The organism is Paenibacillus sp. LS1 (assembly GCF_026013365.1).
Taxonomy (GTDB): domain Bacteria; phylum Bacillota; class Bacilli; order Paenibacillales; family Paenibacillaceae; genus Paenibacillus.
The window spans coordinates 225,875-245,998 of the sequence record NZ_JAPDOE010000003.1; the positions used below are offsets into that span (position 1 = coordinate 225,875).

Here is a 20,124-nt window from a genome sequence, read left to right on the forward strand (position 1 = left end):
GAATTAAAGAATAAATCCGTACAGTAACGTTGCTACAATAGCCATCGTGCCACCTACAATCGCTTCATATGGAATAACGCCCATCCGCTGCCGGATCGTCATCTTCATGCTGTCAGCCGACACGTGGAAGTAATTGCCCTGTGGCAAGGAATCGATAACGGTTGCCCCGGTGTGCACCATCACGGCAGCTGCGAGCGGTGCTGTTCCCATGTTCAAAATGGCATCACCGAAGGAGCCTGTTGCCAGAATAACCCCCGTTGACGTTGAAGCTGTCGCTGCCGCCATCAGAATCCCCGCAATCGGTGCGAGGAAGGTACCGGATATTCCCGATGCTTCAATCAGACCTACCACTTGACCTGACAGATCTGAAGCAGAGATAAGTCCTGCTATCCCACCTGCACCCACCAGAATGAGCACGGTTGCTGTCATTTTATTTAATCCTGCGGTGGAGTATTTCACGATGTTTCTGCCTTGTCCCATTGCTAACATACCGATGATGCCTGCAATCGGCAGGATATACATCGCATCCACTTTAAAAGTAGACAATGCTTCAATGCCCGCAATAGAGCCGATTGGATTGATCATCAACAGAATGATCGCAACCAATGGGGCAACAATGGCTTTGCCAAGTGGCGGATACTTCGATGTATCTACATCGCCCTGTTCTGCTTCCTGATCAGTAACCATTACACCCTTGTTCTTGAGCATTGAAGCTACAATTACAGTTACAATCAAGCCGCAGATCGCTGGAATAACGCCTGCCAGCATAACATTGCTCAGATCCAGATCAAATCCTCGCGCTGCTGCAATGGTATTGGGATTCGGGGAGATAATATTCCCCGCCTTGCCCCCACCCGATAAGGCCAGCAGCAGGGCCAATTTGGATATGCCCATTTTATTACCTACAGACAAGGCAATCGGTGCAACGATCAGCACAGCCACTGGGATAAATACCCCAACGGCGGTGATGATCATCGTGGCCAGTGCCAGCGCCAGAATGGCTTTACTTCCGCCAAATTTACGTACAATCGCCTGCGCTATCGTCTCCGCGGCTCCCGATTCCATCATCACACCCGCAAGCACCCCGGCAGCCAGTACGCGGAGTACGGTTCCCATGACACTTTGTGTGCCATCCACCAGTATATTTACGGTCTCTTCCAGGTTAGCGCCGCCAATTAAAGCGCCTACAATTGCACCCAGAAATAAAGAATAGACAGGATTCAGCTTTCTCAAAATCAAAATGATGGCAATAGCCAGTCCTGCCAGCGCGCCGATCCAGCTAATTGTTAATGGTTCCATTGTCAATTGCCCCCCATGCACTTGTTGAACACGCTTTCATTATAGTTGCTGGAGGCGAGAATAAATATTGATGAAAGGACGAAATTCATTGTGCATATGCACAATGAACTTCATCACCCTAGAGGAGAACACGATTTTCCATGATATTTTTCATGCTGATATGGGATTTCGAGGGTCCCAGCTTCACTAGTGAATCCTGAAACTCGGCAAGCTCTGCAATGGACGCCGTCTGTACCTTGATCAGATAGTTATACTCACCGCTAATCCGATAGACGTCCGTGACTTCGATAGCCCGTTCACAGAACTGGACCAAGTCGTCGCAATGCTCTGTTTTGAGCAAAATAAATGTTGTGGTGCCACGGTTCAATTGAGCTAGATTGTAGATCGTCGAATATCCCGTTATCACACCTCTCTCCTCCAGTTTCAGGATTCTTTCCTTTACCGAAGGCTGGGACATGTTAATTTCTTTGCTAATCTGTGCAACCGGCATACGTGCATGATGTTGCAGCAAGCGCATAATCTGCTGATCAATCTCATCTATCATGTGTTCCATTGGTAAGACCTCCGAGTTGTCGCCTTATTTAATAAGGTTTTCCTGATAAATTAGCTAAGAATGTATTGATTTTATCTCATTATATCCTTTGATATCATATGGTTCCAACGCGATATTGTCCCTATACTTTAGAATACAATCTGAAGAGGGAGCGATGAATGTGAGTGTTATAGGACTTGCACATGTGGCTATTCAGGCCCGAAATTATAAAGATACCCTGGCGTTTTACACAAAAGTATTAGGATTCAAGGTCGGTCACTCTTGGAGTTTGCCTTCCTTCCACATTACGGAGGCATGTATGCTGATCTCTCCGGATCAACGCACCTGCATTGAGGTGTTTGACCCCAAAGCCGTCATTCCCGCCGAGGGTGAACCTGCCACCTCTCCTGAAGAGGTCCGGCACGGCGCACTATTACATTTCGCCTTTTACGTGCATGATGTAGAAGACATCTATCAGCGAGCGCTCGCCCATGGAGCCAAGGCCTATGTTGAACCGGATTGGATATCGCTTGGCGAACCTGCACTTCGGGTTAGAAATGCACTCGTCCACAGTCCGAATGGTGAAGTGATCGAATTCCTTGAAGAAGTTAATTTCGACCGATCCTCATCCTCACCATCATCTATATGAAGTACACAAACAGCCTGTTGCCTCTTCATCCGTGGCAGCAGGCTGTTTGATGATTAGAAGAAGTGGAGTTCCATCAATAATTTCTAAGTCCAACATGTAACCCCTCATCCGTAATACTTTATGTCCATTTTCTTCAATACTTTTGAATTGAAGCTTCCAAACTACCCGTAACTTACTTTTATCATTCTATTTTCAAATCTTCCCATCCACTTTCACTCTTTTTTTCGTATGTTATAAAACCCTCAGACGAATATTTGTTTTTAATTATCTCAATAACATCTGACTTACTATAATTCTTTTTCACATCAATCTCGTCTTGTGAAAATAACACAAATAAAGAGCTAGATATATCTTTATTCGACAAATAAAAACCCAATAGTTCATTGTATTCAGAGCTAAAAAACAAGCAAACATACTCTATTTTGAATATTATATTTTCTTTGTGTTCAATTAATCTTTCGTAATTAGCAAATAAATTAAAATCATCCAAGTCATAAATTCTATTCGATGAGAAATGCGGATTCATGCCTCTTATATATATACCTATAAAATCACCATCTTCTGTTTCAAGGAAAATAACATGATCTAATCTCTCATAATTGTCCTCATCATGCAGATAAATAATGTTAGAAATTTTTTTATGTTCAAAAAAATAACTCATCTTTTTTATGAAAGATAAAATATAACTATTCATACTCAACCTCTCTTTATATTGAAATCTAATATTGATTTCAATTATTTGTTATTGGTTGAATTTACTTGAGGCCAGATAGAAAGTGAGGAGAAGAGAGCTCACAGCACATGCACCTACCCTATTCCTGCTCTGCATTCCCCAGCGTATACTCGCTTAGCTTCCCTTCATAGACCAATTGCAATCGTTCACTCTGGCGAAAATCATCCGGTGTCACCAGTGCTGGCAGCTTGTTCCACAACTTGATGCCTGAACGCTGTAGAATCTCGGCTACAAATTGGGAGCAGAAATAGGAGTTGCTGAACTCCACCGGCTCCTTGAGCGTAATGCCGATCACGCCGAGCAGATTGTACATATATTTCTGGCGGCTGCGGATGAAGATGTGCAGCACGCGTTTCATCTTTTCCACTTCACGATCCGTCACTTGAAGCTCATATATGACACATGTCGTATTGGGATACTTGCTGTATGTACCTGTCTGGATATCTTCCTTCACAAACCCGCCGTTCAGCGGATTGCTCGGATGCTTGCGGCCGAAGCTGTACAACTCCGTTAATTCCCGGTCAAATGAGATCGATGCGTGATTATATGGCGCTCGGGTGTAACTCTGAATAACCTTGGTAAACAGCGTTCCTGTATTTGTAAGCAAGATATAGATGGAGCGTTCATCTGTCATAGCAAAATTTCCCCTTATCAAGTTGGCACTATTCCTTCATAATAACATAGGTACCCTATAATGGAATCTTACTTTGAATAAGCAGGTGATCGGTACGTGAGCAGTTCACTCTTTACACTAACGCTAATCTTCACAGCTTTACTTGTGATACATATCGTGTACAAAGTTATTGCAAAGCTTCAGCCAAGCAAAGACTATTCAGGCATCGGCCAAAAAATCAAAACCTGGTGGGGCATGTTCGTGATCTTCTGCCTCGCCACCCTTTTTAACCCCATCGTGTCCCTCATCTCCCTCATGGTGCTTGCATTCTTCTCTCTCAAAGAATACTTCTCCATGATTCGCAGTACACGCAAAGCCGACCGCAGGCTGTTCCTATGGGCGTATCTGGCAATTCCGGTTCAGTTCTACTGGATCTACATTGGATGGTATGGCATGTTTATCGTGTTTATTCCACTATATGTGTTTCTGGTACTTCCCTTGCCACGCCTGATTAACAAAGGTACGGTCGGTTTCCTGCGCAGTGTCAGCTCCACTCAATGGGGACTAATGCTGATGGTGTTCGGGCTGAGCCACCTGGCCTATTTCCCGTTCGCCACACCGGAGTACGGCTCTAAGCTGGTACTATTCCTGGTCGTGTTGACACAGCTTAACGATGTGGTGCATTATCTGGTCTCGCTCTATTTGGGCAAACGAAAAGTGGTGCCCACCGCCAATCCTTTTGTCACCTGGGAAGGGTTCGTGTGTGCATTTATTGTAACGACAGCAACGTCTTATTTTATCCATCCCTACCTGACGCCATTCGATTGGAAATTCTCGCTGTTCATCGGGGTGCTGATCAGTCTGGCTGGATTCTTCGGCAGTCTGACGGTGTCCGTACTGAAGCGCGATCTGTTGATCGGGGATGACAACAAGTTCGATTCGCTCAAAAAAAGCTACCTGAGCCGGGTCGACAGCCTGACTTACACCTCTCCGGTTATGTTCCACGTGGTCCGTTATTTCTTTGACTTTATGTAGCGACAGATAAATCAGCGATCTTGTAATTAGGTATGTCAAAAAAAGCAGCCCAAGTGGCTGCTTTTCCTGTTCAATAGGCTTCTGACAGAACCTAATCATATGCCTGTTACTTCAACGTAATTTCTTTTTCGGACAGGATTTCGTTCCCCTCATCATTCGTGAACACAAACGTGGCTTTACCGCGCTCGCCCTTCATCTCATCCGAATAAATAAATCCGGAGAATTGTCCATTGCCGCTAAAGTAAAACCCCTCTTCACCATTTCCACCATGTTCAATGGCTTCCTGAAGCGAATTCACAATCGTCACCGTGTTAGACGTCCATCTCATCTCCGTTAGTGCATAGCCCTTCGGAACCTGTTTAATTCCAAAATCAAAGCTATTGCCCTCCATCGGTTTCTCTGACTGGTCGATAACGATATCAATCTGCTCCGACGGTTCAGTGGATTCCGATTGCGCGGTAGGCTTTCCCTCTTCACCACTGGCACTGCCTTGGTCATTGTTATTCTTCGCATCCGCATTAGGAACAGAGCTTTCTCCAGCTTCCTCTATGGGTTGCTTCGATTGCGGATAGGCATGCTCCTGAACGGATTCGTTATTATTTTTGGCACCACAGGCACTGACTAATAACGAAATACAGAGCACAGACATGCAAAGTGCCGATTTCTTTATATTCATGTTCATCATCTCATTCTCCCTTCATTCATCTACAGCACGCATCTCCAACACACCACTTACTAATCACTACACCATATCGTCCCTCATGAAGCTCCATTATATGTAAATGATTGATAAATTCAGTATGCGAATGTACCTCAATGAATAAAGTAAGAACTCTGTTAATGACGTCATGCACTGTTTATTTTATCGATCGAACCCTGGTAAGATTAAAACTTGTCCAATTCGAATGGAGTTATGCTCCAGTTCATTTACTTTTTTGACCGCTTCTATATATACACGCGTATCCATCTGCTGAGGTTTATGCGCCAAAGAAATACTCCACAGCGTATCTCCCTGAGATACAACGACCTGGTCCCCTGATAACAACTGTTCATCGCCGGCAAATACGGTGAATACAGCACTGCATCCTATGATTATAATTAGGGCTATGATGATCATCTTCGAAAGCCAGTTTGGCATCTTTACACGCTGCATGAATTGCTTTTTGACATACATGGTGCGAGACTCGGACGTTTTTGTATAAACGGGTTCATAAATACTTTTGTACGTGGAATATCTCATTCTAGTCGACCTCCAAACTTTCGTTCCGCTAATCTTTAGTTTTTAGTTTTTTCATGATTACCTATGTATTTTTCCTATAACAATGAACCGTCAATAATCATCTTTTTTTACCAAATAGGCATCTTTGCCTAAATCTCTCTACTTGGATAGGTCTATATTACCAGTTCACTCTAAACAAATTCTGAACAAAACAAATTCCTTCTCCAATCAAATTCAACATATCGAATATTCATGCCTGATTTTCGGCGATGCTTGCTGTAACACTTTTCTATAATGGGATAAAGATTAAGATTCTAACGAGGTAAGGACGTGCCCCATGATTTCTGATGATCTAAAGGAACAATATTACGAGGCGCTTGTGGCCAAGAATTCGGAATACGAAGGTTTATTCTATGTTGGGGTCCGAACCACAGGTGTGTTCTGTCGTCCCACATGCCCGGCGCGGAAGCCTAAATTCGAAAACTGTGAATTCTATGAGACGGCTCAGCAGGCACTTCTGGCTTCGTATCGCCCTTGCCAGCGCTGTCGCCCGTTATCTCATCCCAATCAAGTATCGGATGTCGTTCGCATATTGGTGGAAGCTGTGGAGAAACAACCGGAGAAACGATGGAAAGAGCAGGATTTCAAGGCCCTCTCCATCGATGAGTCCACGGCGCGCCGACAATTCAAAAAGCGGTTCGGCATGACCTTTGTCGAATATGCCCGTGCCCGCCGCATGGGACTCGCCCTGAAAAACATTCGCTCCGGCCGCACCGTGATTGATAGCCAACTATCTACCGGATATGAGTCAAGCAGCGGCTTCCGCGATGCCTTTTCACGGATCATGGGTGCCGCCCCTACACAAGTTGATGAAGGACATATCCTGAAAGCGTCCTGGATTGACACCCGCCTTGGCCCGATGATGGCCATTGCCGATGACGAGGCTCTATATTTACTGGAATTTGTGGACCGAAGAGGCTTGGAGCGCGAGGTTGAGCGTCTGCGCAAACGAACCAAATCGGCTATTGTTCCCGGTACTACGGCTCCCATACAGTCCATTGAGCGAGAATTAAACGAGTATTTTCAGGGCGAAAGGACAGCATTCGACACACCGTTGTTCTGTTTAGGAACACCATTTCAAAAACGTGTGTGGGACGAGCTCATAGCCATTCCGGCAGGGGAGACAAGGTCGTATCAGGATATTGCGAATGCACTGGGAAAACCAACTGCGTGTCGAGCCGTGGCACAGGCGAATGGGGCCAATCAGCTTGCGATTGTGATCCCATGTCACCGAGTAATCAATGCCAGTGGTGAACTGGGCGGATACGGCGGGGGATTAACTCGCAAAAACTGGCTTTTGACTCACGAGAAACAGGAACAGGGTAGCTGAAAAACGGAATGAATTAATGGAGTACGCATCAAATGTCAAAACGAATACATGATATAACAAAGGAGAGTCAACATAATATGAGTACCTTAGAAGAAAAAGCTGCGTTGTTCCAACAATACCATGTGAAGGGAAAACCACTTGTTCTGGTCAATGTATGGGATGCCGGAAGTGCGGAAGCCATTCAATCCGCTGGAGCAACGGCCATCGCAACCGGAAGCTGGTCCGTTGCTGCGGCCCATGGTGAGCAAGATGGGGAAGCCCTGTCATTCCATCTGGTACTTGCCAATCTCGCACGGATTACAGGGAGTGTGGATCTGCCTGTAACGATCGATATAGAGGGAGGGTATGGGAGGTTGGTGTCAGAAGTGAAGCAAAATATCCTGCAAGTCATCGATCATGGTGCTGTAGGAGTCAACATTGAAGATCAACTTCCCGCTGGCTTAGGATTGTACACGGTGGAGGAGCAATGCCCGAGGCTGTCCGCCGCCCGGGAAGCTGCGGAGCAGGCAGGCATACCGTTGTTCATTAACGCCCGCACAGATATTTTTCTGCAACATACACCTGAACACCATAACCAATCTCTCCTAGAGGAAGCACTTATACGTTCGAACCATTATGCAGAGGCAGGAGCCAGCGGTCTGTTCGTACCGGGTTTGCAGGATCACCAACTGATTCAAGAATTGTGTGAGCGTTCGCCGCTGCCAATTAACGTCATGGTTACGTCTTCTGAACCTTCACCAAAACAACTTGCTGCACTGGGTGTAGCACGCGTAAGCTATGGACCTTATCCTTATCTGCAAGCTATGGAACACCTGAAAGAACTGGGGAGAAGTATTTTATCGAGAAATTAACCGGAGGGCATGTTATAATCACCTCTATTGAACATTTACAGGAGGCAATTATGCTTAACGTGGAACAAAAGCTTGAAGTGCTACAATCTTATCCCCAATTGCAACGCAAAGATGTTTCTCTCGGTCGTGTTAATTTCCACTACGAAGAAAGTGCGTATGATAAAAAGATTGTTGCTCTCCATATCCATTCTAACGGTAACGGTTATATCTATGCAGGGTTACTGCCCAACGTTGAGACCGATGCCAAAGGATTCGTCAATATTCGTGATTACTCCGAAGCAGATCTGCGCACATTGTTAGATGAAACGATCCAAGCGATGTCTCACAATCCCAACGCAGTTGAATTCGAAGAGCCAGCACAAGTAAAAGCTGCTGCTCCTGCATTGGCTACAACCTCTACGGGTGGCGGAACATGGATCGATGAAGATGGACATACGCTCACTTTAAAATATGAAGATGACATGTGGTACGTGTATTCCGGTGTTAATCTGGATATGGCTTTCGAAACGCGTGGCGAAGCTGGCGAGTATCTCAAAGAGGAAGGCTTCAAACCACAGGCTCAGGCTTAACGCATACACATTAGTTTGGATTGCACAAAGATTGTTAAAGGTATATTCAGCGATTTAGGATGATACCAAAAACACGAGGCGTGTTCACACCTCGTGTTTTTCTGATTACAGTGGAGTTTCATTCCTCCGTTATCGTGTAAATGATTAGTTCAACTTATAAAGATTTTTTTATAACCGTTTCCTGTCAGTCTTTTTTGGATTTCATGGTAAGCGGCGCGTTCTTCATCATCGGGTACGTAGACAGAAGTAGCGCACCACCAATACACCCCAGAACGGTGAACAATGTCATGCGATTGATCCTAGCAATCCACAACGTAAACTCACCAAGATCGCCCAATGTAATGATCAGCGTAATGACCAAGCCTACCCCAAAGAACATAATGAAGAAGTTACGCATCCCCAATCGCATCCAACAAACCGTTGGGAAGACAGAGATTCCCAGTACGAGAAAGCCACACATCAGATCGATCCAAAGGTAGGATAAGAAATGATATTTGCTTGAATACAACATGCCCGGTTGATAAAGGGTTACGTCAACAATTCCTTTTTCCTGAAGCAGGTGTATGAGGAAGTACGCCACATGCAGAATGATCATGGTGCCCGCAACCATCCATACCGAATTCATATAGAAGGATTTCATGAATTGAATTCGTGTACTGCCCATTCCAATCGCAACCGGAAACAGTGTAATAATTCCCCCGATTGCAAACGTACATATCCCTCCGTACATGGGACCAAACAGTTGCGTAGCATACGAGACATCAAATATGAAGCCAATGGCCAAATATACAACGGCGAGCATTAGAGCGATGGATGAAAATATGCCCAGATACAAACGCATATCATCGCGAATCAGTCGGTTCGTACCTTTTACTGCGTTCATGGTTTAACCCCCTCTTGATTACGGGTCCTGTTAACCAAATAATCTTGTAATGTCGCCTTCTCAATGGAAAGCCCCTGCGCATGAGCAATATCCTTCCACATTTTCGAGTAGGGCTCATCAATCATCACTTTCAATGTCGATCCCATCTGGGAAGATTCGATAACTTTAACATCTGCTGTGACTTGATTAATATCGTCAATTCTCCCTGTTAGAAGAACTCCTTTTTCGCGCATCTCTTCCATCGGCTGATTTAACATCACCTCTCCAGCTTGCAAAACGATAAGGGACTCACATAAGGGCTGAATCTCCTCAATATGATGGCTGGATATCAGGATCAGACGCGGGTTATCTTCATAACTTTCCAGTAGGGCATTGTAGAAAAATTTACGCTTCTCCGCATCGAGTCCATTACTAGGTTCATCTAGAATGGTTATCTTTGCATTACTGGCAAGACCCAATATAATCTGGGCGGCAGTCTTCATGCCTTTCGAAAATTTAATGATCTTCTTCTTGGCCGGTAGTTCGAACACATCGATTAAACGTTCCGCCAAATCCTGATTCCACTGCGGATGAAAATATTGTCCCATTTGAACCATATCACTAACCGTCCAGTTTTTCCCCAAGGGATGATTCTCCTGGATGTAGCACAGATACTCTTGGGCTGCCAGATTATTATAGGGGTCTTGACCCATGATCTGGACGGTTCCACTGTCCGGGCGGTTATGCCCTGCAAGTAAACTCATCAGTGTTGTTTTCCCCGCTCCATTTCTTCCCCAGATCGCACTAATGATCGGTTCACTCTCATGTAGCGTAACCTGGTTCAGAACGGGCGTCTTCTGGTAGCTGTAGTTAACCTGCTCCATATGAATCATAAGTCACTCTCCTTATCCTTCTTGCCGCGAATCAGATCAATAATCATGTCTTCATTCATGTGAATCCGTCTGGCTTCTTCCAGTAAAGGCTTGATGTATTCTTCATAAAAATCCTGCTTCCGTTCAACAAGCAATGCTTCTCTTGCTCCCTTCGCAACAAACATTCCAACACCTCGCTGTTTGTATATAATCCCCTTGTCTACGAGCTCCTGCAGTCCTTTGCGGGCTGTAGCCGGATTGATATTGTAGAAGCGTGACAGCTCGTTGGTTGAGGGAACCTGTTCTTCCACCTTCAATCTGCCCTCCACAATATCGTCCATAATCATCGTGGCAATCTGATGAAAAATAGGCTGAGATTCATCCAAAGTCGATTTCATGTGCTTCCAACTTTCATACGTATTCATTAATCAGTTAGTCGGTTAGTTACTCATGTAACTAACTATAGTATACAAAAACGCAAATGTAAATAGGCGAACCTAATTTATCATTTTCCCCACCTTGGCTCTGTTGTATTGATTAATCAGACCGTCCAGGACTACGGATTGCTGGATCACTTCAGGATGAAGCAGACTGCCGTACTCCATATGCATGCGATATAACAACTGTCTGGCATCTTCGATCCTTGATATCAAATCCAGGCGATCCATAGTATCCCTCCTTTTTGTCATATTTTAGTGTATTATGCCAATCAAAAGCGCGTGTAAGATACGACATACTTATTCTTCCACTTCAATACACAAAAAAAAGAACGCCTCTGAGGTAAATCAGAAGCGTCCATTGGTTCAGGCTTATGTCCCCAAACCGTGATCATTCGTTCGGTAGATTGAAGGGTCTGGACTTCCCACAGTCGGGGCAGGTCCAGTAACAGGGGCTACGATGCTCACCACTATACTACATGTAACTATCAGCAAAGCCAGCTTTCTCTTCATTGAGTTTCTGCACCTCACCAATCAAGATTTTGTATTGCTTTATAGCTGTGTCAGACGCATAGTCCCTATATTGTTCAAACAATCCGACACCTCTAAGCATACCTCGTCCATCGCTAATTTCAATAGAAAATCTCAAGCTATGGAGGACAAAATCTAATCCCTCTGCAAACCTGTCTTTTTTAAGATAATATGTTCCTAATCCGGCCAAAAGACGAACATATCGATCATCGGTAACCTGCTTGCTTACTTTCCCAATCCGATTGCTCTGTTCCTGATAAGTGAAGTAAGACTCATACTGCTCAAGTACATGATCAATATTCATATCATAGCGGTTAGCCGCCGTTACAATATCACATAGCGCTGGGAAAATCTCATTTTCCTTCGTCGAGATATAGACAAGATAATCAGGTAATACCTCAAACTGTCCGGCCATTAATTGATATATATAACGGTTACCCTCAGCCCATTCCTGAAATTGATGAATGACCACTTTTTCCTCAGGTTCAGGTTCTTTCACCCAACTGTAATCGGTGTACAATGCAACATACTTCAATGCCATTTCATAGTTGTTCAAGTGGAAATGGGCACTTCCGGATGCTAAGTAAGCATACATAATATAAAAAACGATAGGTCGTTTAGTCTCTTCTTGTTTCCTTCGGCCATTCATCTCATAATGGATGGTTGCTTTCACTTTCAGCTTTTCAGATAGCTCCTGAACTTTGCTCCATCTGTGGAGTGATGCAAAAGCATTAATCAGTTCATTAAGTGCATCCAACTGGTAGCGTTCATCCAGCCGATCCACATAATATTCAAACCGGGCTGCGATAATCAGATTCCGCTGCTGGTCATTCGTCAGTCCCAACCTGAACAGTCGATATTGACAGAGTGCAAGCCGCTCGGAATGTTGCATTTTCTCGCTTTCGGCGATGTTTTCATATAGAAGAATGGCCGGTTTGAATTTACCCGCTTGGTAGAATTCTTCAGCCACTTCAAATAACAAAGGAATATAGGATAGATTATCCATCATCAGACGAATAACCTCTTCAATACAGTTCAACTTGTCCAACTCGGCACAACGTTGAAGGAAAGGTCCCAGTCTTCGCCAGTCCGGGGTTGCGTGCACAAAACACTCATCTATGTATAACTCATAGAAGTAACCCTCTTCCAATCTCATGGCGGAAGTAATACGATCCAACTGCTGCATGGCAATAGGCCGATTTTTATTCAAAATATTGCTCAGCGTACCCGAATTAATCCCTGATGTCTCTGAAAAATGACTAATGGACATCTGTTCACGCTTCAGATAACTTTCCAAATGATCGCGTATCGTGGTTGTCGGCTCCAAACGAACACCACCCTCCAAAATAAAAAACCATAAACAGGATTATCGGTATGCAAAAGTAATTATATGTAATTAGAAAGTAGCGGTCAATATAATAAATTCAACTAATTTGTATTACTACCATTTTAATCCTTTAATTATAACAAAGTTCTCTATCTTTATTTTATATCGGAAACTCACCCGACATCAAACCTGAAAACAGACAAAAAACACGAGCCATCTACAGGCTCGTGTTCTCAACTGACTCAGCAGTCAGTATGCTCACTTTAACTTGGATTTAAGGCAGTATATTGCCTGCCGCACGGTAAATTTCATACCACTCTGGACGAGTGAGATGAACATCTCCCGCTTTCACACAGTCTTGCAGACGCTCAATATTCATCGTGCCTGTCACTGGCTGCATTTGTGCAGGATGACGAAGCAACCACGCGATCGCAATCGTTGTATTGCTCACGTTATACTTCGCAGCAATCTCGTCGATCTTCGCATTCAATTCCGGGAACTTGTCGCTACCCAGGAATACACCTTCGAAGAATCCGTACTGGAACGGAGACCATGGCTGAATCGTGATATCATGCAGACGACAATAATCAAGGATACTGCCGTCACGGTTAACCGCAGCGTCGTTCTCCATGTTCACGTTGATTCCACTGTCAATCATCGTGGTATTGGTAATACTCATCTGCAACTGGTTGGCTACCAGTGGCTGTTTCACGTATTTTTTCAACAATTCGATCTGGTTCGGATTTTGGTTGGACACCCCGAAGTGACGTACTTTGCCTTCGCGCTCCAATTGATCAAAGGCTTCAGCCACTTCCTCAGGCTCAACCAAAGTATCTGGACGGTGCAGAAGCAGAACATCAAGATATTCCGTTTTCAGACGTTGCAGGATACCATCCACCGAATTCAGGATGTGCTCTTTGGAGAAATCAAACATGCCTTTGCGGATACCGCATTTGGATTGAAGAATCATATTTTCACGAACTTGGGGATTCATCTGCACCGCTTCGGCGAAGATCTCCTCACATGTTCCTGTACCATAAATGTCGGCATGGTCAAAGAAATTCGCACCAACCTCCATTGCAGAACGAACAAATTGTTCGGCTTCCTTGCCGTCTAGTGAATTAATCCGCATGCAGCCCACAGCCACTACAGGTACTTCTAGTGCGCTGCTACCCAATTTAATGGTTCTCAAGATGTTTTCCCTCCATATTCGAATATTATCGTGTATCTTAACTTTGATTGTGACACAGATCTGCAATCGGTTTCAATAGATTTATCCTACAATTATATGGAGAAATGATAGGTTCTGAGTCTCCACCTATCATTACACAGGAATGAGTTATACGTTTTCCGGTACGATAACCTCAATATACCTTGGCAGGACAGTGATATGAATCGGAAGGCCAGGGCCCTCCTCACCATCTACATTGGTGCGAATGGCTTCAGATGAGCGAACATGAACTTCTTTGGCCATAAAATAATCCACATCCTTATGGTCTTTCAGACTACCAAACAACAGGGAAGTGCCCAAGGTCAGGCTGTTGAACACACTGATGTTACGAACAACAAAACAATGAATCAGACCATCGTCCACCGCAGCATCCGGTGACAACTTCTCGAATCCTCCGACCGAATTCGTCAGCGCCGCCAGAAAAAGAGGAGATTCCCCTTCCCAAATCTGGCCGTCATATTCAATAGTCAGTTGATTGGCTGGTGTATTCACCAGGTCTTTCAAGCCTTCTTTCAGATATGCGAATGATCCCAGCTTCGACTTCTCTTCCGAAGATACGGAGAATAGGGCTTCTGCCAAAGACCCTGCAGCCACCACATTGGCAAACAGGCGATCATTGATTTTCCCCAGGTCCACAATATGAGTCTGATCCGAACGTAACTGCCTAATGGCTTCCTCCGGGTCAAGCGAGATATTCAGCGCACGTGCAAAATCATTCACCGTACCCAGAGGTACGACTCCCAATCGAGGGCGATGGTCCTGATCCATCATGCCGTTAATCGTCTCATGCAGCGTACCATCGCCTCCGATGGAAATGACCAGATCACAGCCGTCCTTACAGGCGTTCAGGCAGTAGTTGGTCGCATCGCCTTCTCCGGCTGTCTCGTTAACAACCACCTCATACTGCTGTGACTCCAGAATTTCTCTGACTTGGGACACATACTGCTCGGCCTCTTCCTTACCTGACGATGGATTGCTAATGATCATGGCTTGGCGCATACTCACATCTTCCCCTCCAAATTGGCATCTTTACTTCATCTATACCCGTTTTAAGGGTGGGTTGAATAGGGTCTTCGAGAGATGTGCAATTTTTTTTGATAAACATGTCTATGAAGAGTGCAGAGCAGGGTTTGTTTCATATAGAATAGAAGTAGAAGGAATAGCCATTACGAAATCTCTTGTTCCTTTTTCCCGTTGACGGGTTAATAACTATAGATGTGCTTTTAGCGGAACCTGTATATGTTAAACTGTTCCATTTACACTGAACACTCCGTGGGCAATATAACCTTACGATTACTACTGTTCGGAGTATTTTATATTTTTATATCAACGGAATCGGAGGGAATGCATGCAATGAAAAGAATGACTCTACTATTTCTAGTATTCATCCTGAGTCTCGGGGCATCGGGGCAAGCCATGGCTTACACGACTACGGACTTGGGCGAGGGAATCATTGAGGATCCTCTACTTGAAGACGGACTGAAGCTGATCCTGAACAAACCTCTGGATGTTCCACTGACTTCATCTGATCTGGAGCAGCTTGAAGTGGTAGATCTGAGCAATGCAGGTATTCAAAGCCTGTCGGGTCTGGAATATGCAACCAACCTGACTCACCTCCGATTATACGGAAATGAGATTGAGGATCTCACACCGCTGGAGCACCTGACCCAGCTTCGCGAGATTGATGTTCGCAACAACTATATTACATCCATACACGCACTTGCTGAATTGAAAGACTTGGGACGACTGTATATCAGCAACAATTCCATATCTTCCATAGAGGTTGTACGTGGGTTCACCCGATTACATACGTTCCACGCCAGTGGTAACCAGATTGCCAGTCTTGCGGCCCTCACGGATGCGGATGCACTGAAGTGGCTTGAGATCTCCAACAATACGATTAGTGATCTGACACCGCTCATGGGTAAAACGCGGCTCCAACAACTCAATGTGGCAAATAACCAGATTCAGACACTGGATGTACTGGCTGAACTGCCAAATACGCTGCGGAATCTGAATGTGGCAGGCAATCAAATCACGGATCTGACACCACTGGAGCACATGACACGGCTGCGGACACTTGATATCTCTGGTAACCAAGTACAGCAACTCAAGGGGCTTGAGGGACTGACTGGGCTAACGGAGCTGAATGCAGAATCCAATCAGATCTACGATCTGGAACCTTTACGTGAGCATTCCAACCTGGACGTATTGAAATTATCCAACAACCGGGTATGGGATTTGACACCGATTGAGGGTTTTACGTTTACCCGCGATCAGTCAGCGACGAATGCTATACAGGATATCTCGGCGTCCACCTCGTTATCATCCGGTATTCAGACGTCTATCTCCGAAGTTGAGCCTGCTGGACTCACGGTGCAGAACAACTATCTGGATGTCGCGAGCGGCAGTCATACGATGCAGCTTCTGAACCGGATGAATGTGCGGGAGCAGAAACGAACGCCGCAGGGCAGCTTTCAGCGTCTAATCGAAGGGTCCACCACTGCCTATGTAGGTGATCGTGCTTACGCACTGGATGCTGCACCTTTTATCGATGAAGGCCGGACCTATGTGCCTCTGCGCTTTGTCTCGGAGCAGTTGAACGCCAGTGTGAACTGGAACAGCGGTACGCGCGAAGCTGTGATCACACAGAATGACAAGACCATCCGCTGGAGCGTGGGCAACAAACAAGTTGTCGTGAATGATGCGCTTGCGATCAATGATGCTCCTCTTCTAATGAAAAATGGTAAAGCATTTGTTCCGGTTCGCTTTATTTCGGAGCAATTCAATACCTCTGTTGGTTACATCGGAAGCAGCAAAACGATTCTGATTTTCGAAAATAAACAGCTTGGTGAAAGTGTACAGCCTTAAGAAAAATACAGCGAAAGTCCCCGTCTGAACAATCAGCGGGGATTTTTGTTGCGCTATGACAGTTGTGCTTCGACATTGGATAATGGTATATGGGTTGCGGCAATTACAAGCCATTACATTATATGATCTGTCTGTACGGACATGAACTCGTGATACTCCATCTTGGATTAGGGTAAATTCCACACGGTTTAGCACATCTTCTTTTGCAGTGGAAGTTGTTATACTGAACGTAATATATATGACAACTGAGGTTCAAGCGAGGAGGAAATTCACATGACATTCACGCTCACTGGTTATTCCACAACCCAAGACAACCCGTGGAGAGAGCTATCTTTTGTACCGACTAATGAAAGCGCTAACCTAAAACTCACGGGTGAACAGCACCAGCTTGTGGAAGGGTTTGGTGGCTGTTTCAACGAGCTTGGTTATATGGCTCTAGCCCACTTAAACGAGGAGCAGCGCCATGAGGTGTTCCATTCCCTCTTCCATCCGGAAGGTGAGCATAAGTTTAACATCTGTCGCCTGCCCATCGGCGCAAGTGATTATGCGGAGCAGTGGTATAGCCACAACGAGGTGGACGGCGACGTGGCCATGGAACACTTTTCGATCGAACGTGATTTCAAGTATCTGATCCCTTACATCAAGGAAGCTCTAAGTTATAACCCGAACCTGCAATTCTTCGCCTCGCCATGGAGTCCGCCAACGTGGATGAAGTCACCTAAAGCCTATAACTATGGCACGCTTCGTTGGGAGAAAGATATTCTGGAGGCCTACGCCCTGTACTTCGTGAAATTCGTACAGTCTTACCGTGACGCAGGCATTACCATCCATCAGGTGCATGTGCAGAACGAAGTCATTGCAGATCAGAAATTCCCTTCTTGCATGTGGACAGGTGAGCAACTCCGTGAGTTCATCGCCGATTATCTGGGCCCGGCTTTTGACAAGCACGGTCTGGATACGGAAATCTGGCTGGGAACGATCAACGCCCCTGATCCATGGGAAGAATTGATCAAGAAAAAAACAAACGACTTCGACGAGTACGCCGGGCTTGTACTGAGTGACCCGAAGGCCTACTCCTATATCAAAGGTGTTGGATATCAATGGGCAGGCAAAAATGCGATTCAACGTACCTCGGCAAGTTATCCGGAGTTACGTTATATTCAAACCGAGAACGAATGCGGTGATGGCAACAACTCATGGAACTACGCCAAATATGTATATAACCTCTACCAGCATTACTTCAGCAACGGAGTGAACGCGTACATCTACTGGAACATGGTTCTGGAACCCAAAGGCCGCAGCACATGGGGCTGGGAACAGAACTCCATGATTACGATAGATCCGGACAATAAGGAAGTTACTCGGAACCCTGAGTATTATGTGATGAAGCACTTCGCACATCATATTGTTCCTGGTGCTCGAAGAGTCGGCCTGTCTGGCGCCTGGAGCGGTAAATCCGTCGCTTTCCGCAACCCGGATAACAGTCTTGTGATTGTCATCAACAATCCATTCCAGGACCGTCGTGACCTGTATCTAACGCTTGAAGAAGGACAGACCCTTCACATTGAGCTGGAAGCCGATTCGTTCAACAGCATGATTATTCAACCGAAATAATAACTCTACACATCGTTAAAAAGCGTCGATATCAATAGCGTCAGGCCCAAGAATTCCCCGGGCCGGCGCTATTTTTCATGGGCCATACCATGCTTATTGTTACCATTAATACTCCTGTAAAACGCAAGCCGAAGACGACTTAAAGATAAGACGTTTCACTTTTTATATTTACAAATCTATAAATCTAGATATAATGTAATCCAGAGAACTTACTTTCATGTCCATCATATTATAGGAGGCAAGGCAGGCTCATTTTAGCATATTATATCTACTTTTCTGTATATTTAAATTCATTGGAGGTACGCTTTACATGAAATCACAACAGGTCAACCCGCTCCTTATCCTGATTCTGGCACTAGGTGTATTCGGAATCATTACAACAGAAATGGGTATTGTGGGGGTACTTCCTCAGGTTGCCCATAAATTCGGTATCACGGCTGCACAGGCAGGTTGGCTGGTCAGTATATTTGCGCTGGTCGTAGCCATTGCGGGTCCCTTTCTCACCTTGCTGGCGTCCGGGATCAATCGCAAAATCATTCTGTTAGCGGCTGTGCTGATGTTTGCCATCTCGAACGTCGTATATGCCTTCGCTACAACCTTTGATACCATGCTGATCTTCCGTATCATTCCCGCGCTATTCCATCCCGTCTTCTTTTCCGTTGCCCTGGTCACCAGTGCCCAGCTCGTTCCAGCAGAGAAAAGTAGCCAGGCCGTCGCCAAAGTATTTACCGGAGTTACCGCAGGCTTTGCCTTTGGCGTGCCGCTGACATCGTATCTTGCGGAACGTTTATCTCTCGAAATCGCCTTCCTGTTTGGTGCGATGGTCAGCATGGTCGCTTTGATCGGCATATGGATCTGGTTACCCTCGATACCCGTGAAGGAAAAGATGTCCTATGGCACGCAGCTGGGCATTCTGCGCAAACCTGGATTATGGCTGAATGTTGCCGCAGTCATTTTTATATTCGCCGCCATGTTCTCCGTGTATAGCTATTTCGCAGAGTATCTTGGACAGGTCACCCAAATGAGCGGATCATGGATCAGCGTCATGCTCACCGTCTTCGGTGTTGTCATGATCATCGGAAATTTGGGGTTTGGACAGTTTCTGCGTAAGAGCGTGGTCCGTACTGTTCTCATGTTCCCCCTGCTCTATATAGCAGCTTACGCTCTCGTCTATTGGGCCGGTCCTCACTTCATGTGGATGGTTATTGTAGTCATCATCTGGGCATCCGTGCATTCGGGAGGATTAATTGTAAGCCAAACCTGGTTAACCGCTGAAGCGCAGGACGCGCCTGAATTCGGTAACAGCTTGTATGTATCCTTTTCCAACCTCGGTATTACCTTGGGTACTGCTATCGGCGGATGGTTCATCTCAAACCTGGGAATACATCAATTGATCTGGAGCGGAATGATATTTGCGCTGATCGCTTTGGTCTTGATATGGATTAAAATTAAATGCTTCAACCGCGCAGCAGCCTAGGGTAAACAGATG

At 45.4% G+C, this 20,124-nt stretch carries 21 protein-coding genes; 8 read left to right on the plus strand and 13 right to left on the minus strand.

From position 1 onward, the window contains the following. Positions 1 to 3 precede the first annotated feature (3 nt). Positions 4 to 1,299: a GntP family permease gene (locus OM416_RS16370; protein ID WP_145150568.1), complete on the minus strand. Its 1,296-nt coding sequence runs from the start codon at positions 1,297 to 1,299 to the stop codon at positions 4 to 6. 118 nt (positions 1,300 to 1,417) lie between these two features. Continuing rightward, a complete protein-coding gene (locus OM416_RS16375; RefSeq protein WP_264931144.1) occupies positions 1,418 to 1,852 on the minus strand; it encodes an Lrp/AsnC family transcriptional regulator in 435 nt (144 codons plus the stop codon). 160 nt (positions 1,853 to 2,012) lie between these two features. On the opposite strand from OM416_RS16375, the gene OM416_RS16380 reads away from it, so the two are divergent. Further along, on the plus strand, positions 2,013 to 2,480 hold the full coding sequence (locus tag OM416_RS16380; RefSeq protein ID WP_264931146.1) for a VOC family protein: 468 nt from the start codon (positions 2,013 to 2,015) through the stop codon (positions 2,478 to 2,480). A gap of 181 nt (positions 2,481 to 2,661) precedes the next feature. Here OM416_RS16380 and OM416_RS16385 read toward each other — a convergent pair whose 3' ends face one another. Both OM416_RS16385 and OM416_RS16390 read right to left on the minus strand, forming a co-directional pair. Beyond that, a complete protein-coding gene (locus OM416_RS16385; protein WP_264931149.1) occupies positions 2,662 to 3,174 on the minus strand; it encodes a hypothetical protein in 513 nt (170 codons plus the stop codon). 118 nt (positions 3,175 to 3,292) lie between these two features. Continuing rightward, positions 3,293 to 3,847: a hypothetical protein gene (locus tag OM416_RS16390; RefSeq protein ID WP_062836632.1), complete on the minus strand. Its 555-nt coding sequence runs from the start codon at positions 3,845 to 3,847 to the stop codon at positions 3,293 to 3,295. Positions 3,848 to 3,943: 96 nt separating this feature from the next. Between OM416_RS16390 and OM416_RS16395 the strand changes: the two genes are divergently transcribed. Next, on the plus strand, positions 3,944 to 4,861 hold the full coding sequence (locus OM416_RS16395) for a phosphatidate cytidylyltransferase (RefSeq protein WP_264931152.1): 918 nt from the start codon (positions 3,944 to 3,946) through the stop codon (positions 4,859 to 4,861). 106 nt (positions 4,862 to 4,967) lie between these two features. Here the strand turns inward: OM416_RS16395 and OM416_RS16400 are convergent, their stop codons facing one another. Next, complete coding sequence (locus OM416_RS16400) at positions 4,968 to 5,537, minus strand: hypothetical protein (RefSeq protein ID WP_264931154.1); 570 nt, start codon at positions 5,535 to 5,537, stop codon at positions 4,968 to 4,970. A 186-nt stretch (positions 5,538 to 5,723) separates the two neighbouring features. Continuing rightward, positions 5,724 to 6,101: a LysM peptidoglycan-binding domain-containing protein gene (locus OM416_RS16405; RefSeq protein WP_264931156.1), complete on the minus strand. Its 378-nt coding sequence runs from the start codon at positions 6,099 to 6,101 to the stop codon at positions 5,724 to 5,726. Positions 6,102 to 6,417: 316 nt separating this feature from the next. Between OM416_RS16405 and OM416_RS16410 the strand changes: the two genes are divergently transcribed. The 3 genes from OM416_RS16410 (at position 6,418) to OM416_RS16420 (ending at position 8,890) form a co-directional block, all read left to right on the plus strand. Next, positions 6,418 to 7,470 (plus strand): bifunctional transcriptional activator/DNA repair enzyme AdaA, encoded by a 1,053-nt coding sequence (locus OM416_RS16410; RefSeq protein ID WP_264931158.1) that lies wholly within the window; start codon positions 6,418 to 6,420, stop codon positions 7,468 to 7,470. Between the two features lie 77 nt (positions 7,471 to 7,547). After that, positions 7,548 to 8,321, plus strand: coding sequence for an isocitrate lyase/PEP mutase family protein (locus OM416_RS16415; RefSeq protein WP_264931160.1), 774 nt, complete (start codon positions 7,548 to 7,550; stop codon positions 8,319 to 8,321). 50 nt (positions 8,322 to 8,371) lie between these two features. After that, complete coding sequence (locus tag OM416_RS16420; protein ID WP_264931162.1) at positions 8,372 to 8,890, plus strand: hypothetical protein; 519 nt, start codon at positions 8,372 to 8,374, stop codon at positions 8,888 to 8,890. Positions 8,891 to 9,074: 184 nt separating this feature from the next. Here OM416_RS16420 and OM416_RS16425 read toward each other — a convergent pair whose 3' ends face one another. From OM416_RS16425 to OM416_RS16455, 7 genes are all read right to left on the minus strand, one after another. Next, on the minus strand, positions 9,075 to 9,773 hold the full coding sequence (locus tag OM416_RS16425; protein ID WP_264931164.1) for a hypothetical protein: 699 nt from the start codon (positions 9,771 to 9,773) through the stop codon (positions 9,075 to 9,077). Then, positions 9,770 to 10,645, minus strand: coding sequence for an ABC transporter ATP-binding protein (locus OM416_RS16430; protein ID WP_264931166.1), 876 nt, complete (start codon positions 10,643 to 10,645; stop codon positions 9,770 to 9,772). Before OM416_RS16430 ends, OM416_RS16425 begins: the two co-directional genes overlap by 4 nt. After that, complete coding sequence (locus tag OM416_RS16435; protein ID WP_062837083.1) at positions 10,642 to 11,022, minus strand: GntR family transcriptional regulator; 381 nt, start codon at positions 11,020 to 11,022, stop codon at positions 10,642 to 10,644. The genes OM416_RS16430 and OM416_RS16435 overlap by 4 nt, the downstream gene beginning before the upstream one ends. Positions 11,023 to 11,121: 99 nt before the next feature. Beyond that, positions 11,122 to 11,292 carry an aspartyl-phosphate phosphatase Spo0E family protein gene (locus OM416_RS16440; RefSeq protein WP_076332132.1) on the minus strand — a complete coding sequence of 57 codons (171 nt, stop codon included), beginning with the start codon at positions 11,290 to 11,292 and terminating at the stop codon, positions 11,122 to 11,124. Between the two features lie 244 nt (positions 11,293 to 11,536). Next, complete coding sequence (locus tag OM416_RS16445) at positions 11,537 to 12,919, minus strand: hypothetical protein (protein ID WP_062836623.1); 1,383 nt, start codon at positions 12,917 to 12,919, stop codon at positions 11,537 to 11,539. Positions 12,920 to 13,193: 274 nt separating this feature from the next. Then, positions 13,194 to 14,111 carry an aldo/keto reductase gene (locus OM416_RS16450; RefSeq protein WP_264931172.1) on the minus strand — a complete coding sequence of 306 codons (918 nt, stop codon included), beginning with the start codon at positions 14,109 to 14,111 and terminating at the stop codon, positions 13,194 to 13,196. Positions 14,112 to 14,258: 147 nt separating this feature from the next. After that, positions 14,259 to 15,149, minus strand: a complete 891-nt coding sequence (locus tag OM416_RS16455) for a diacylglycerol/lipid kinase family protein (RefSeq protein ID WP_264931512.1) — start codon at positions 15,147 to 15,149, stop codon at positions 14,259 to 14,261. A gap of 354 nt (positions 15,150 to 15,503) precedes the next feature. On the opposite strand from OM416_RS16455, the gene OM416_RS16460 reads away from it, so the two are divergent. The 3 genes from OM416_RS16460 to OM416_RS16470 all read left to right on the plus strand — a co-directional run bounded on the left by OM416_RS16460 (position 15,504) and on the right by OM416_RS16470 (position 20,112). After that, positions 15,504 to 17,021 carry a leucine-rich repeat domain-containing protein gene (locus OM416_RS16460; RefSeq protein WP_264931175.1) on the plus strand — a complete coding sequence of 506 codons (1,518 nt, stop codon included), beginning with the start codon at positions 15,504 to 15,506 and terminating at the stop codon, positions 17,019 to 17,021. A gap of 273 nt (positions 17,022 to 17,294) precedes the next feature. After that, positions 17,295 to 18,635, plus strand: coding sequence for a glycoside hydrolase family 30 protein (locus OM416_RS16465; protein ID WP_264931177.1), 1,341 nt, complete (start codon positions 17,295 to 17,297; stop codon positions 18,633 to 18,635). Between the two features lie 310 nt (positions 18,636 to 18,945). Beyond that, a complete protein-coding gene (locus OM416_RS16470; RefSeq protein ID WP_264931179.1) occupies positions 18,946 to 20,112 on the plus strand; it encodes an MFS transporter in 1,167 nt (388 codons plus the stop codon). Positions 20,113 to 20,124 lie beyond the last annotated feature (12 nt).